We start from the raw sequence: 15,151 nt of genomic DNA on the forward strand, positions 1-15,151 counted from the left end.
GCTTTATTCGCTACGAGATGGTTGGATAGCGCTTCACTATCCTGAATGAAACGCCCTGTGCGGAGCCGCATGCAGGGTGTTGTGGGGGCTGGAGGTTAGAGACCTCCGGCTACCCGATTATGTTTGAGATTAACTCAAACGGCTGATAATTTTTGCTGCCCACTTATCAAGTAGCTTAGCTGGTGCAAAAGATAGGAATAGACCTATCAATGGAAATAATGCCGTGAAAATTGCAGCCACTACTTTGTCTGTTTGGTCTTTAGTTGGAACACCATTGATTTCAATTGAAGCACTGGGATCTAACGCGGCCTGAGTAAAAACAAATACCAAAATACTTCCAACAAGTATCAATGTACCGCCTGCTAGACGACTTAATCCTACAACAATATCTACTTTTTTCTTTAAATCTTCGTCCATAACCAACTCAAACATAACACCTAAATATGGGGCACAAACAGGTAGGCTATAATGGCGAAGCCGCCTGCCTGTTTGTGTCCCAGCCCGCCTGCGGGCGACATAATTTTTTTGTTATGCGTAATCATTTTATTGAACCACCATGCGCCAATATCTCTACTTTATTACCCGATGGATCTTTAAGCTTCAAAAACTCTCCGGCGATGTTGATTTCGAAAGAATAAACAACCCCAGTCTTTTCGAGAGTTTTTAGAATGGTTATTTGTTTATCGCCTATATGAATTGCAAACTCTGAGCATGGGCAAGAACCATCTAAATCTAAAATTAAATCTCCTGCCAAGCATATTAGCCTTGTGTCAGATTGAGCTTTAAATAAGGATAACGTCGTGCAATAAAACTCTCTAGTTTCCTTAAAGTTAGTTGAATGAAGTGTTAGATAAATCATTAATCTTCGATGCTTCCTTGCGCATAACGGCTAATTTAAAGGGCGCTTACTCGCTGGCTATACTACCCGAAGAATGAGGGGAAGCCAGCGAGTAAGCGTCCCGGTTTAAAATTTTTTGTTAGAAGTACTTGTTAGATACTGCATCGAAATTCTCTGCAAGAACTAGATACTCATCAACCCAACCGTTTTCCATAGCGATTTCTTGTAATGGTGCAGTTGGCAAAAAGAGATACTCTATTTTGGCCAATTTAGCTTTATTCTTGGTTTTGAGTGAAATTATTGAGCTTTTAATGATATCTGTCACTTTGACAACTTCCATATCGGACCAAACCGAATCATCAGATTCTGCTAAAAATGACTGAACATCTTCTAATATAGCTACGAGTTTTTCTGCAGCGTATGCATCTATTTTTTTGTTGAATATGGAATGCCAAATATAATTCATACGGTACTTCTAACAATTTAATATCGACCCATTGGGTCGTTTTTCTACTTTAACTTGGGTCGATTATATACTTTGTGCTAGCGATAACAAATTTACCTAAGTAAGGCCACTCACTTGGAAGTAGAGATTTCTCGATATCTGGTCTGAGGACTAAAATGACCAACGGGGTCGTTTTCTTGACTATAGGAGCAAACGGTTGTTTGAATTGTTCAATCGTAAATTTTTTGATGGCCACTATTGGCACAAATCGGCCCTTTAACACTCACCAATCGAACGTCCGCAAAGCGGGTAATAGTAGTCAGTCAACCACAATTATTGACTATCTCGTGGTGGTAATCAGAGCCCCAAAAAAGTCTTTTCCAGCCAACCGATGTTTTGAACGGTAGGGCCGTAAACAGGCTTTCCAACTACCGAATGTAAATTGCTGTTCTTTTTTACTCTGGGTTGGTTTAACCCGGCTAGACGGTGTTCGCAACTGGCTCGGGTCAACATGGCTTCACTGCTCAGCCTGATTTTGCGCACACGGCGGGAAACACAATGGCAATAGGACGTATCTTCAAGGCAGATTTTCGCCTTCCTGGCTTTTTCCATTTGAATTCTTCCTGAGTGTGCTTCTTGGGTTTCCTGTTTTGCATAATCTCGGGGATTTGGAAACTGTAACCATGTGCAGTTATGATGGCTGTCCAGATAAGTAAGTGACTTAAGAAAAGGACAGGTTAATGACGATTTCACATTCCGATATGGTTAAAGTATTGGCTAAGCCCGGTGAGCAAATTGCGACTGAGATCTCCGGGGAGGATGCACATCTCATGCACATGGCGATTGGTATCAGTGGCGAGGCAGGGGAGTTGCTGGATGCTATTAAAAAACAAGTGATCTATCGCAAAGAACTGGATTTGGAAAATGTGATCGAAGAACTGGGCGATCTGGAGTTTTACATGGAAGGCTTGCGTCAGGGGCTGGGCATCACGCGTCAGCAATGTCTTCAGGCCAACATTGATAAGTTGGGTACCCGTTATCAGAACTTTCAGTATAGCAACGAAAAAGCACAGGCCAGGGCAGACAAGCCTGAGGGGCAATAACAGCATCCGGAGTGAAAATGAAAAAAGTACTTTTTGTTTGCCTGGGTAATATTTGTCGTTCACCCACGGCTGAAGCGGTTTTTAAGAAAATGGCGAAAGAGGCTGGCTTAAAGGTTGAAATTGATTCTGCAGGTACTATTGCCACTCATACCGGTGAAGCGCCGGACAGTCGCAGTATGGAACATGGTAAAAAACGAGGATATAGCTTTCACGGGCAGTTTTCCAGAAAGGTAAAACAATCGGATTTTCAGTACTTTGACCACATTTTTGCGATGGACAAGAGTAATTTGAGAGATTTGTTGGCCCAGTGTCCGCAAGAATTTCAGCATAAGGTGCAACTGTTTTTAACGTTAAGTGGTGATCCAGAGCAAGAAGTACCGGACCCTTACTATGGGGGTGATGCGGGTTTTGAACGTGTTTTAGAACTGGTTGAGAATGCATCAACCGCTTTGATAACTCAGTTAAAAAGTGCCTGAATCGCGTTGTTAGATAGAGATTTTAATTCTTTAACTAAAATAATCTAATAAGTCTCGAATTTTAGGAGGTTATCTCTTGAATCGGGCATTTATTCATGTTTTAGTTTGCTTCCTTTTTAATAGTAGAACAGGTAGTAATTCCAGTGAAACAGTGGCAGCCAGATACATGGCGTGAATTTCCAATTTTGCAACAACCCCATTATGAAGATGCAGCGAAGCTCGCTCAGGTTGAATCTGAGTTAAAACGATTTCCGCCGCTGGTGTTTGCAGAGGAAACTCGTCATTTGTTTAGTGAGCTGGCTAACATTTCGCAGGGCAATGGCTTTTTGCTGCAAGGCGGTGATTGTGCAGAGTCATTTGATGAGTTTAATGCGCCTAAAATCCGCGATACCTTCAAAGTGATTCTGCAAATGGCCATTGTGCTAACGTTTGCTGGTCGCTGTCATGTCACCAAAGTAGCGCGTATGGCGGGGCAATATGCAAAGCCACGCTCAGCTGATCTGGAAACCAGAGACGGGGTTTCTTTACCCAGTTATCGCGGTGATATTATCAACAGCTTTCCATTTACACCGGAAGCCCGAATTCCTGATCCGCGTCGCATGATCGATGCTTATCATCGCTCTGCCTCAACCCTTAACCTTTTACGTGCTTTTGCTCAGGGCGGTTTGGCAGATTTGCACAAGGTAAACAAATGGAATATGGCGTTTGTTGAGAATAATCCGTTGAAAGATCGTTATCTCGATATGTCACACCGGATTCAGGACACCCTGTCATTTATGGAAGTGATAGGTCTGAATTCAGATAACACCGCATCATTACGGGAAACGTCTTTATATACCTCTCACGAAGCTTTGCTACTGAACTATGAACAGGCTTTGACCCGTGTAGATACCTTAACTGACAAGTGGTACAACTGTTCGGCACACATGTTGTGGATTGGTGAGCGCACCAGACAGCTGGATCACGCGCATGTTGAGTTTTTCCGTGGAATTCACAACCCTATCGGTGTAAAAGTCGGGCCAGGTATGCAAGGTGATGAACTGATTGAACTCATTGATGCGTTAAATCCGGAGAACACCCCGGGTCGCTTAACCCTGATCACCCGTATGGGCGCCGATAATCTGGAGCAGAAGCTACCGGCACTGTTACGCCGGGTTAAGGCGGAAGGTCGTCATGTGGTGTGGAGTTCAGACCCGATGCACGGCAACACCAAGAATTCTTCCAGCGGTTATAAGACCCGTAACTTTGATGATATTTTACGGGAGATTCAGCAATTCTTTGCCGCACATGATGCCGAGGGAACTCACGCCGGGGGTATCCATCTGGAAATGACCGGACAGCACGCCACCGAATGTACCGGTGGTGCGTATCAGATCAGCGATGCTGATTTGGCGGAATGCTATAAAACTCAGTGCGATCCGCGTTTAAATGCCGACCAGGTATTGGAATTGGCCTTCCTGGTATCGGACAACTTACGCAAATCCGTTTAATACTGTCAGGTCGGAGAGGGGATGCAATCATATCTGGATTGCATTATCTCTACCGACTTGCTCACCATGTTAGCCAATACCTCCAAATCAATATTTTTGAGTGGACCAAGGTAAAGGCATGACTTGCCCAGTTTGTATTTGCCTAATTGTGCTAACTCTGAATCAAACGCCTCAAAACCCGGCATGATATACACCACAGTATTTTGCGCTCTGGGGGCAAATCCGGTCACAAACCAATCACCGCTGTGACCGGAATCATACTCGTAATGGTACTGACCAAAACCAATCATGGTACCGGCCAACCAGGCCGAATAACCTGACGCCTTTGCCATGATTGGCAACAACAGTCGGGCATCATTTTCCCGGTTTTTATTTTTAAGGCTGCTCAGGTAGTTGTCTATGTCGGTATGCATGGTATTGATGGCCAAAAATGACAAATTTCTCTTATTGTAGTAATCAGTTTGTAAGCGGACAAATTAAAAAAACGACAAACTATTTATACCAGCCAGGGGGAGGGACAGGAAAGGGAATGTAAAAATAAACACCGCCAACTACGCTGGCGGTGTTTGTTAGACTTTGAAAGAGCGTTATTGCGGGAAACTGAATCTGTCCATAAAAATATCCCGTTGTCCATTCCAGTCCGCTTCATAAACAATCGCTACAGTATTGTCCGGTAGCACCAGAGCACTGAATCCTAACTGGATACCCCCGCTATACAACAATGTTGAACTTACCAGGGTATTGTTTTCTATCTGCAACTCATACAGGGAGTCATGAAAGTTGCCAATAATCCGGGAAGTGCCATAAACAGAAATTTAATCTAAAAAGAGGTGGCAGAAATTTGAGCACCGGCCACAGGTGCAAAAATGGCAGCGGATTACCCTGCCACCACTTCAATGGTTTGTACTTTGGAGTAGGGCTTGTTACTTTTTTTGCCTTTAATCAGAATTGTGACTGAATGCCTGCCAGGTTCCAGGGCATGGTATTTTAATCTGTAGATCCCGGCTTTGTGCTCCGGTGAAAAGCCGGCTTCATCCTGAAAAGAGATTTCCGGAGACCCATTAAATTTAAACTCAACGTCCTGGTAGCCTTTGGGAATACGATAGTAAATTGGAATCGACGCGTCTTTACCCTGGGAAGTAAGCACTTTTTTGGCATGTTTTAATGAAATCGGTGCCACCAGTTCTTCAATGTTGGGAGCCGGATACTGGGCATGCATTACCGGAAAACGACCAAATCCTGCGGTGGCATGCCTGTCACAGGCCTGCGTACTGGTTACCACACCACTCAGCAGCGCCCCTAAAGCGAACGTCGCATGTTGAAACCACTTTGTCGTCAATAGTCGCATTATTAATCCTCGTAGGGGGTAACCTGATTCATGGCCAGTCGGTAGGCTGAAACACCCATCGGGTTTTCTTGTTTTTCTATTTTGAGGGTGCCTTCAAACCAAAATGGCTGACTGAGGTGAGTCAGTGTAATTCCTTCGCTGCTTTTGGCAAAGATAATTTGATTGGGTGGTGGCGGTGGCATGTGCAAACAGGCTCCAAAATAGGGAACAATAAAATATTCGGTGATCTTTTCATCATCGGAGGTTTCCAGCGGCACGATAAAGCCCGGGATTTTAATCTTCTGCTCCGCCATCGTTTCAACCACTCTGGTTGAGCGTAGTGCCTGCTGAAAGCGCTGTGCTTTTTCGTCTTCAAAGTTTTTTTCAGTAAAATTATCGACGGAATCTTGTTGGGAGCCATCAGCGATGTCGAATAACACATCTGGCGGATTTAGTAAGGCCTCCAGATCATCCTGTGGGATCAGTTCTATCCATTCAACTTCTTTGTAGACACCGTTGGCCTGGCTAACGGAAAACACGATATTCAAAAGCAGAAAAATGACGATGGCTGTCACGGAGCGCAATGATGACCGTTTAAATGAATTGAAAAGCATAATTGAGTTCAGGGTACAAAAAGGGAAATAAGTTTGTTGTTATAACATATCAAGATGGTGGTGTGTATTCTTAACTGGACAGTTTTGGTGCTGACATGCAAAAAAAAAGCGGCAGGTTTGAGATTTTTTTGTAACAATAAATTGCTGTTGATTGAAAATGCGCGGCTATAGGGCTAGCGTCTCATCCTCACTAATAAAACGGATAATAACACATGAAACTTTCTCTACTTGGTTCAGTGATCGCACTGGCGCTAATGGGTTGCAGTGATAATCAAACTGCGCAACAACAAAATCAAACAACTCCAACTGCTGCAGAACAAACTGCTGCACCCACAGCTGAGCAAGTTGAGGCAGAAACCGCACGTCTGAACCAATGGTTCGATGAGAAGTATGAAGAAGGTATCATGCGCAGCCCAATTCAATTGGCATTTTTGGGACGCAAAGAGCGACAGGGCGAAATTGATCAGATGTCTGAGGCGGCCTTAGAAGAAGATCTGGCATTTACCCGCAAAAACCTGGAAGAGTTAAAATCTTCCTTTGATTACAACAAGTTAACCGATGATGCCAAAATATCCTATGATGTGTGGGTGCATGAAGCTGAAGCGGATATAGCCGCAGACGAGTTCCGTTACAATGGCTATGTCTTTGAGCAGATGAACGCCATTCACACTTTCTTCCCGACGCTGCTGATATCTTTCCACACGGTGGAAACCAAAGTCGATATGGATAACTTTATCAACCGCCTGAAAGAAACCGGGCGTGCGCTGGATCAATTAGTCGAAGGCTCTAAAAAGGTAGCAGAAAAAGGCGTCAGACCGCCGTACTTTGCGTTTGAAGAAGTCATTAAATCATCACAGGCAATTATTACCGGCGCGCCTTTTGATGATGGCGAAGACAGCTCTATCTGGAGTGCGGCAAAAGGTAAAATTGCCGCCCTGGTGGAAAAAGAAGAAATCGATGAACAAACCGCAGAGCAGCTGACCAGTCAGGTTAAAGATAATCTGATGAACCATTTTCAACCTGCTTACGAAAGGCTGATTGCCTGGCAAAAACTGGATCAACCCAATGCCAGTAAAGAAGCTCAGGGCGTTAGCGCTCTGCCCAATGGTGTCGCTTATTACAATGAGCGATTAGCCAATCAAACAACTACATCATTAACCGCTGATGAAATCCATGAGATTGGCCTGAGTGAAGTGGCGCGTCTGCGTGAAGAGATGATTGCCTCAAAAGAAGCTTTTGGCTTTGAGGGTTCGTTGGCGGAATACTTTGTGTTTCTGCGGGACACCAAAGATGATGAGCGCTTGTATTATCCAAACACTGACGAAGGTCGTCAGGGCTATATCGATGATGCGACCGCCGCTATCAATAACATCAAAACCTTATTACCTGACTATTTTGGAATCCTGCCGAAAGCTGACATGGTGGTAAAACGCGTGGAGCCTTTCCGCGAGCAAGACGGGGCAGCGCAGCACTATTACCCGTCAACTCCTGATGGCTCACGTCCGGGCATTTACTATGCTCACCTGTCTGATATGACAGCCATGCCAAAGCGTGAGCTGGAAGTTATTGCCTATCACGAAGGTTTGCCAGGTCACCATATGCAAATCGCGATTGCCCAGGAGTTAGAAGGTGTTCCCACTTTCCGCACTCAGGCTGGCTTTACCGCGTATATTGAGGGCTGGGCTTTGTACACAGAATGGTTGGCGAAACAAATGCCAGGAACTTATCAGGACCCGCTATCTGAGTTTGGTCGGTTAGGTTCTGAGATGTGGCGTGCGATTCGTCTGGTATTAGATACCGGTCTCCATGCAAAAGGCTGGACTGAACAGCAGGCGGTTGATTACTTCAAGGAAAATTCAGCCATAACTGAAGAGCAGGCGCGTTCAGAAGTGCGTCGCTATATGGTATTACCCGGTCAGGCTACCAGTTATAAAATTGGTATGTTGAAGATTCAGGAGTTGTTAGCTAAAGCAAAATCCGAGCTGGGTGAGCAGTTTGACTATCGCGAGTTCCACGACGTAATTCTGGGGGGGGTGCTGTACCATTGTCCGTTTTAGAAAGAGTGGTAGACAGCTGGATCGCGTCTAAAAAAGCCTGATAACTTGTCTTTTTTGTTTTCGAAAAGGTGACCTTAGTGTCACCTTTTTTGTCTCTCTTATAATTTTGCACAACGACTTGAATCTTCAGTCAGGGCACACATATCGGGGCTTACAACAATCTTTTAAAGTTTGAAATACATGTATCCCGTCACATTAGAATCCTTATCCGCTACCCGGCGCAGAGCTGCGCAGTTTATAGAAAGTCCCTGGGTTACGCGCATCATCATTACGTTGATTTTGCTTAACGCAATTACCCTTGGACTGGAAACCGATAGAGACATCTATGCCCGCTACGGCACTGTATTGCAATGGGCTGATAAGTTTTTACTGAGTGTGTTTACCCTTGAACTGGCCATTAAATTTTATGCCTATCGCGGGCATTTCTTTAAATCCGGCTGGAATGTCTTTGACTTTGTCATTGTCACTATTGCCTGGATTCCTGCCAGTGGGCCATTATCGGTGTTACGCGCCTTTCGTATTCTGCGGGCATTGCGTTTGCTGTCCGTGGTGCCGCAAATGCGACGGGTTATTTCGGCGTTGGGGCATTCAATTCCGGGGATGTCGTCCGTGATTGGGGTGTTGCTGTTGATCTTTTATGTGTGCGCCGTACTGGCGACAAAGCTGTTCGGGCAGCACCCGGACCCTAATATGCAGGAATGGTTCGGCTCCATCAGTGCATCTGCCTATACCTTGTTTCAGGTGATGACGTTGGAAAGCTGGTCGATGGGCATAGTCCGGCCCACTATGGATATTTTCCCCTGGTCCGGCGTGTTCTTTATTCCTTTTATAATTGTCACCAGTTTCGCGGTGCTGAATTTGTTCATCGGTATTATTGTGGATGCCATGCAAATGGCACAGGTAGATTCCAGAAAAGAAGACAAGGAAGAAATGAAGGAATTCACCCACGATGAAATTATGCTGTTAAGTGAGCAAATCGATATGTTGCAAAGTCAGTTGAGCAAAATGCAGCAGCAGTTAAAGCGCCCAGGAAATACAAAGCCACTTTGAACATTTCGTCAAAGCGTAAACATTGCTCCTGTGATTAATATCATTGCCACACAAACCCATTATTTTGTTTGGTTCCAACAGAATAAACAGGTAGATGCCGTCAGTGAGTTGGTAGCATAAGTAGAAGATATGAAGATAAATACTAAACACAATGAAGTTTTTGAGTTTCGCCCAATAACCACCAGTGACCAGGCCATGTTGGTTGATTTTTTTGAAGGGTTATCTCCTGAAACCTTATCTAAATTTGGGCCTCACCCGCTTACCAGCAAATACTGCAATGAAGCACTGAACCCCAACTTAGGAAAAGATGGCGTTTCCAGGTATATTATTGCTTCGAAAGAAAAAGTTGTCGGGTATTTTATCGTTGATTTTAATGAGTATCCGCATGAGAGAGCCAGATACAATGCGTATCAGATAGACCTGGATTTTCGGGTCGATCCGGTATTCGCTCCTTGTATCGCTGATACTTATCAAAATCAGGGAATAGCCGGCAAGGCATTCAAAGCGCTGATAAGCACTTTACAGGACAGCAAGTTGCGAAGTCTGGTGCTTATGGGTGGTACTCAGGAGCCAAATACACTGGCGCGTAACTTTTACAAACGCCATGGTTTTCAGGAGTTAGGTGAGTTTTATACCGATTACAATGGATTGAACAACATTGACATGAGATTGATGTTATAGCGTGAACCGGTAATGATATACGCCAAATTCGCTGCTTCGCTCGAAGTCGACGTTGGCGTTTTCAAAGGCCCAGTTCATGGCATCGTTATCCACCAGTACATCCGCTTTAAAGTGCTTTATTTTATATTCCTTGCCCAGTTGAAAAAGACGCTTAATAAAAAAGCTACCCAGTCCCTGGCCCTGCCAGTCATCCCGCACCTGAAAGGCAATCTCGGGGATACCATCACTGTCATCTAAAATCCATTGCCCAATGGCGACAATTTCGTGTTTTGCGGTTTCCGGGGGAGACAGGGCGACTAATGCCATATCCTTGCTGTAATCGATGTCTGAATACTGTTTCAGGATCTTTTGTGGCAAGGAGCGCAGCTTGGAAAAATAGCGCATATAAACGTTTTGATCCGATAGTTTATGAAAAAAGTCTCGTAACAGGTCTTCATCCACGGCTTTGATGGGGCGGATCAGCACTTTTTTCTGATGTCTGGTGGTATGCACACATTCCCAGTTTTTAGGGTAAATAGACTTAAATGAGTGTCCTGGCTGGGCAGAATGTACCAGATAAGACTGTTTGGCCTGCTCCAGCAGCTTAGCCCGGTATTTGGGGTGTGCGATATCAATCAGCGCCAGACAGCGCTCTCTGATACTTTTACCAAACAGGAAGGCGGTACCGTATTCGGTGATCACATAGTGCACGTCAACCCGGGTAATCGTGACGCCAGAACCTTCCGGCAGTGACATCAAAATATTTGAGTTGCCTTTAATGCTCAGCGAGGGCAGCGCCACTATGGGCTTACCATTAAGTGAATAACCTGCCGCTCTGATGGAATCATCTGAACTGCCAACCCCGGCGTAAAACCGATTACCCACCGAATCAACCGCCACCTGTCCGGTTAAATCCACCTTCAATCCGGTGATAATGGAAATCAGGTTGTTGTTTACGGCAATCCGGTCCAGTCGATTAACATAATAAGAGGGGTGAAACTCAATGGCCGGATTTTTGTGGATAGCCTTGTACAGTTCACTATTGCCATAGGCGTGACAGACAATTGTTTTACCCTGATGCACATTCTTTTGGCTGTTGTTGATCACGCCTTCCTGGATCAGTTTTAACAGTTTGTCGGTGAGCAGATCCGTATGCAGTCCCAGGTTTTTGCGTTTGCGCAAATAGGGAATGAGATCATCTGTCATGGCTGTCAGGTTAAATTTCAACGTGGCGCCATCGGGAATTTCGAACAGGATGTTGGCGGCGATTTTATCTAAAACGGTCTTTTCTATTTTAAAATCACCTAACCAGGGAAATAATTCGTCTTTATCGGGCAAAGGGCTGTGATTCTCTGTCCACCAGTGAATGTTTTCAGCTTTGATCAGTGAATTGCCCGCAGTCCAGGGCATATTTTCACAGATTTCGGCAATCACGATTTGCGCCGACTCTACTGCTTCCTGACTGAAATCCACCCCGGTGCCCAGACTACAATAGCCGTTATTGTCCGGCGGTGTTACTTTAATAATGGCGACTTCAATGGGGATGCGCTTTTCCCTGATCAGGCGGTGTAACCTGGCACTGGACACCGGCATATAGTCGGTGATGCCTTCACGGATATTTTTGGCGGCGCGATCAAAAGCATAAAAAGCCGTGGTGCGGATTCGGCTGACGTTTTGTTCCAGGTGGGGCAGCTCGCCGCCGGGAATAAACTGCAATATGTTGATATCTACCAGGTTATGGGCGCCGGTGACGATGGCTTTCAATGTACAGTGCGCTGTAGCAGCAGTACTACCAATGAATATCCGGCTCCCGTCGGGCACTTTCTCAGCCACCTGATCAAAGTTGAGCTTCTTAGCCTGCCATTGTTTGGATGCAGCATAGTCAGATACGCTATTCAATGGCTTGCGAAAGCCTAACTTACGCCAAAACACGGGTGCTCCGAAAAATTAGGTTGGGGTAATCGGCATCATAGCCAACCTGACAGGCCATTACGACAGATTATTTGCCATGATTAACCCGGTTGAAGCTGTCAGGGCTTCATTTTACTATAGCGCCTTTGTGCATTGTCACACCAATATTTCAGGTAAATTTTGCAGTTCATACAATCACTTCCAATCAGTCAGCATCTTTCTGCGATAGCAGCACAACTGGCAAGTCATAAACGCCTGGTGCTAACCGCAGAACCCGGTGCGGGCAAATCAACAGCCGTGCCTTTGTACTTACTCCAGCAGGACTGGTTAGAGGGTAAGAAAATCCTGATGTTGGAACCCAGACGGGTAGCGGCCAAAGCCATTGCTCATTTCCTGGCGTCGCAGTTAGGTGAGGCCGTGGGTCAACGCGTTGGATATCGGGTGAAAAATGAGGAAAAAGTCTCTCAGTTTACCCGATTAGAGGTGGTGACTGAGGGCATTTTAACCCGTCAGTTGCAGGGCGATCCCGAGCTGACTGATGTTGCTCTGGTGATCTTTGACGAATTTCACGAACGCAGTGTAAATGCCGATTTGGGACTGATGCTGGTGAAAGAGGTAATGTCAGCATTGCGGGAAGATCTGCACTGTTTAGTGATGTCGGCCACCATAGATAGTGACGCGATTAGTAACTATCTCGATTCCGCACCGGTGCTGCACTGCGAAGGACGCACCTTTCCGGTAAGTGTGCGTTATCAGGCGAGGCACAACAAACGATTACAGGAATCGGTGTGGCAGGCAGCGCAGGAGGTGGTATGTATCGGGAAAAATGCGACAACAAACCGTGACATTCTGGTATTTTTGCCCGGGCAAGGGGAGATAAATCGCTGCATTGAATACTTTCAGGAAAAGCTGCAAACCGATAAGTGCAGCTTGTTGCCACTGTATGCGGCTTTACCACTGTCACAGCAACAAGCCGCACTGGAGCCGGACCCACAGGGACGGAAAAAAATCATTTTTGCCACCAATATTGCCGAAACCAGCTTAACCATTGACGGTATTGGTCTGGTAATCGATTCCGGTTTGGAGCGGCAAATGATTTACGATGCCAAAACCGGAATGTCTCGGCTGGAAACCGGCTATATCGCTAAATCTTCGGCCACTCAGCGCAGTGGCCGTGCAGGTCGAACAGCTGAAGGTCTGGCTATTCGGTTGTGGTCTGAAAGCCAGCAGCAACAGCTGGCAGACTTTCGCCAGGAAGAAATATTGCGTACCGATTTAATGGACACTGTGCTGGAACTGGCGGTATGGGGGCAGCGTGATTTTCAACACATTGACTGGTTAACCCCACCGCCAATAGCGCATTTTGAGCGCAGTGTTCAACTGTTAACCATGATGGGCTTTCTTGAGCAGTCAGGTAAGCCCAGCGATAAAGGCAAACAGGCCTGCCAGCTCCCCTTGTCGCCGCGTCTGGCAGCTGTGTTGCTGGCAGCAAAGGGTGAGCAGGAGCAAATGATCGCCGCTGATATTTGTGCGCTGTTAAGCGAGCAGGACGTGCTTCGAAACTTTCACAGCGTCGCCTTTTCTCACCGTCTGCAGGCACTGTGGCAGGAAGCTGACTACAAAAACTGCATTCGCTATCAGGTCTTAAAACAGGTAAAAGCCACAGCATCAAAACTGAAAATGCGGATGGGGCTTAAACACCTGATATTGCCGGCAACAGAGCAAAGCTTTGACCTGGCTGCCCGGCTGTTATTGGCAGGGTATCCCGATTTACTGGCAAAACAACGTCAGACGCAGGGCAATACCTATTTACTGGCGAATGGCAGGGGCGCTGAATTAGATATGTCTGACCCTTTGCTTACGGCCCCCTGGTTGCTGGTGCTGGATATCAACGCCCAAACTCAAAGCGGACGTATCTGGTTGGCGATGGCCATCAGTGAGCAGAATGTCAGTGAGTTTGCGGCGATACAGGCCAGCAACGAAGAGAGTGTGTATTGGGATGACAAAGCCGGAGCGGCCCGAATTAAAATTAGCCGAAAATTGGGCGCGATCGTCTATCAAAGCCAGATCAGCGCCGACCTGAGCCTACACCAAAAACAGCAGTTTATGCTGCAACAGGTGAAGGATAAGGGGTTGTCCGAATTAAACTGGACACAAGACTGTCACCGGTGGTTGCAGCGCGCAGCTTGGCTTGCTTCGGTGGATGAAACGTTTCCAGGCATTAATGAACGCGCGTTATTAAACAGCTTAGAAGACTGGTTGTTACCCTACATAGGCACAACGACAACATTACCCGGATTGCGCAAGGTAAACCTCTTGCCACTGCTCACTGCGACCCTCAACTGGGAGCAGCAAGGATTATTAGAGCAGTATGCTCCTGAGCAGTTTGTCGCGCCAACCGGCGACAGATTCTCCATCACCTATGATGCTGCCCAGGGACCAATCGTGTCGTTGCAATTGCAGTCTTTGTTTGGGTTAACGGCGACCCCGTTATTGGGGAACAATAAAGTAGCACTGCGTTTTGAATTGTTGTCACCGGCAAGGCGGCCCATACAAACCACCAGTGATCTAAACGGATTTTGGCAGGGGTCTTATCATGAAGTGGCGAAAGAAATGCGCGGTCGATATCCTAAACATCGTTGGCCAGAGCAGCCTTTGTTGGAAAAACCGGGCAAGTCATTGAAGAAAAAATCACATTAGCGGGCAAAAACCACCCCGGAGTTAGCGTCTGAGATCATCCTTGGCTCTCAAATTCCGGGGCAGTTAAAAACGAGGTTAGACGCTATCAGGCGTTGTGATCTTCACACTCTGGCTTTTGCTCGCCGTCTTTTTCATCACATTTTGGCTTCTGCTCTTCGTCTTTTTTCTCGCACTCAGGCTTGGTGGTGCCGTCGTCGTTTTTGCAATCTTCCACGCTGCTGACAACTACCGGCTGCAGGGTTTCAAGGGTGTTGGCTGAGGCGCTGGTGAACATCGCTGCAGTGATAAGGTAAGCCAAAGTAACAAATACTGTTAATTTCTTCATAGGAATGTCTCCGTGAATTTAATTGTTTATTTTCTTAATTTGGCTTCGACAGGTTGATTAACACTATCAAAGCTTCGATAAGACTATGGCGAATTCTGTGCCAACTTTTTAAGTATTTGATATTTATAGAAAATATTGTTTTTGGTGGGGTTTTA

The 15,151-nt window shown here is 45.9% G+C and carries 16 protein-coding genes; 7 read left to right on the forward strand and 9 right to left on the reverse strand.

All coding sequences use genetic code 11. From position 1 onward, the window contains the following. Nucleotides 1–129: 129 nt before the first annotated feature. From LJ740_RS00005 to LJ740_RS00020, 4 genes are all read right to left on the reverse strand, one after another. Nucleotides 130–417, reverse strand: a complete 288-nt coding sequence (locus LJ740_RS00005) for a hypothetical protein (protein WP_229526963.1) — start codon at nt 415–417, stop codon at nt 130–132. Nucleotides 418–538: 121 nt separating this feature from the next. Further along, entirely contained in the window at nt 539–754 is a 216-nt protein-coding gene (locus tag LJ740_RS00010; RefSeq protein ID WP_229526964.1) for a hypothetical protein, read from the reverse strand. A 223-nt stretch (nt 755–977) separates the two neighbouring features. Beyond that, nucleotides 978–1,304 carry a hypothetical protein gene (locus tag LJ740_RS00015; RefSeq protein ID WP_229526965.1) on the reverse strand — a complete coding sequence of 109 codons (327 nt, stop codon included), beginning with the start codon at nt 1,302–1,304 and terminating at the stop codon, nt 978–980. Nucleotides 1,305–1,640: 336 nt separating this feature from the next. After that, nucleotides 1,641–1,895 carry a hypothetical protein gene (locus LJ740_RS00020; protein ID WP_229526966.1) on the reverse strand — a complete coding sequence of 85 codons (255 nt, stop codon included), beginning with the start codon at nt 1,893–1,895 and terminating at the stop codon, nt 1,641–1,643. 128 nt (nt 1,896–2,023) lie between these two features. On the opposite strand from LJ740_RS00020, the gene LJ740_RS00025 reads away from it, so the two are divergent. The 3 genes from LJ740_RS00025 to LJ740_RS00035 all read left to right on the forward strand — a co-directional run bounded on the left by LJ740_RS00025 (nt 2,024) and on the right by LJ740_RS00035 (nt 4,352). After that, a complete protein-coding gene (locus LJ740_RS00025; protein ID WP_229526967.1) occupies nt 2,024–2,386 on the forward strand; it encodes a nucleoside triphosphate pyrophosphohydrolase family protein in 363 nt (120 codons plus the stop codon). 17 nt (nt 2,387–2,403) lie between these two features. Next, the gene (locus LJ740_RS00030; RefSeq protein WP_229526968.1) at nt 2,404–2,862 is read left to right on the forward strand and encodes a low molecular weight protein-tyrosine-phosphatase; all 459 of its coding nucleotides are present in this window, start codon (nt 2,404–2,406) and stop codon (nt 2,860–2,862) included. A 143-nt stretch (nt 2,863–3,005) separates the two neighbouring features. Further along, nucleotides 3,006–4,352 (forward strand): class II 3-deoxy-7-phosphoheptulonate synthase, encoded by a 1,347-nt coding sequence (locus LJ740_RS00035; RefSeq protein WP_229526969.1) that lies wholly within the window; start codon nt 3,006–3,008, stop codon nt 4,350–4,352. Between the two features lie 5 nt (nt 4,353–4,357). On the opposite strand, the gene LJ740_RS00040 is transcribed toward LJ740_RS00035, so the two are convergent. From LJ740_RS00040 to LJ740_RS00050, 3 genes are all read right to left on the reverse strand, one after another. Beyond that, on the reverse strand, nt 4,358–4,789 hold the full coding sequence (locus LJ740_RS00040; protein WP_229526970.1) for a DUF1801 domain-containing protein: 432 nt from the start codon (nt 4,787–4,789) through the stop codon (nt 4,358–4,360). A 440-nt stretch (nt 4,790–5,229) separates the two neighbouring features. Beyond that, complete coding sequence (locus LJ740_RS00045) at nt 5,230–5,700, reverse strand: hypothetical protein (RefSeq protein WP_229526971.1); 471 nt, start codon at nt 5,698–5,700, stop codon at nt 5,230–5,232. 2 nt (nt 5,701–5,702) lie between these two features. After that, nucleotides 5,703–6,293, reverse strand: a complete 591-nt coding sequence (locus LJ740_RS00050; protein ID WP_229526972.1) for a DUF3299 domain-containing protein — start codon at nt 6,291–6,293, stop codon at nt 5,703–5,705. Nucleotides 6,294–6,505: 212 nt separating this feature from the next. Here LJ740_RS00050 and LJ740_RS00055 point away from each other — a divergent pair, with 212 nt between their 5' ends. The 3 genes from LJ740_RS00055 (at nt 6,506) to LJ740_RS00065 (ending at nt 10,081) form a co-directional block, all read left to right on the forward strand. Beyond that, nucleotides 6,506–8,350 (forward strand): DUF885 domain-containing protein, encoded by a 1,845-nt coding sequence (locus tag LJ740_RS00055; RefSeq protein ID WP_229526973.1) that lies wholly within the window; start codon nt 6,506–6,508, stop codon nt 8,348–8,350. 180 nt (nt 8,351–8,530) lie between these two features. Next, complete coding sequence (locus tag LJ740_RS00060) at nt 8,531–9,400, forward strand: ion transporter (protein WP_229526974.1); 870 nt, start codon at nt 8,531–8,533, stop codon at nt 9,398–9,400. A 129-nt stretch (nt 9,401–9,529) separates the two neighbouring features. After that, nucleotides 9,530–10,081 carry a GNAT family N-acetyltransferase gene (locus tag LJ740_RS00065; RefSeq protein ID WP_229526975.1) on the forward strand — a complete coding sequence of 184 codons (552 nt, stop codon included), beginning with the start codon at nt 9,530–9,532 and terminating at the stop codon, nt 10,079–10,081. On the opposite strand, the gene LJ740_RS00070 is transcribed toward LJ740_RS00065, so the two are convergent. Beyond that, a complete protein-coding gene (locus LJ740_RS00070) occupies nt 10,076–11,992 on the reverse strand; it encodes an acetyl-CoA hydrolase/transferase C-terminal domain-containing protein (RefSeq protein ID WP_229526976.1) in 1,917 nt (638 codons plus the stop codon). The genes LJ740_RS00065 and LJ740_RS00070 overlap by 6 nt on opposite strands. A gap of 159 nt (nt 11,993–12,151) precedes the next feature. Here LJ740_RS00070 and hrpB point away from each other — a divergent pair, with 159 nt between their 5' ends. Next, complete coding sequence (gene hrpB, locus LJ740_RS00075) at nt 12,152–14,671, forward strand: ATP-dependent helicase HrpB (RefSeq protein WP_229526977.1); 2,520 nt, start codon at nt 12,152–12,154, stop codon at nt 14,669–14,671. 85 nt (nt 14,672–14,756) lie between these two features. Here hrpB and LJ740_RS00080 read toward each other — a convergent pair whose 3' ends face one another. Further along, entirely contained in the window at nt 14,757–14,996 is a 240-nt protein-coding gene (locus LJ740_RS00080) for a hypothetical protein (protein ID WP_229526978.1), read from the reverse strand. Between the last annotated feature and the right edge of the window lie 155 nt (nt 14,997–15,151).

Origin of the sequence: Planctobacterium marinum, from assembly GCF_020687805.1 — a bacterium.
Taxonomy (GTDB): Bacteria; Pseudomonadota; Gammaproteobacteria; order Enterobacterales; family Alteromonadaceae; genus Planctobacterium; species Planctobacterium marinum.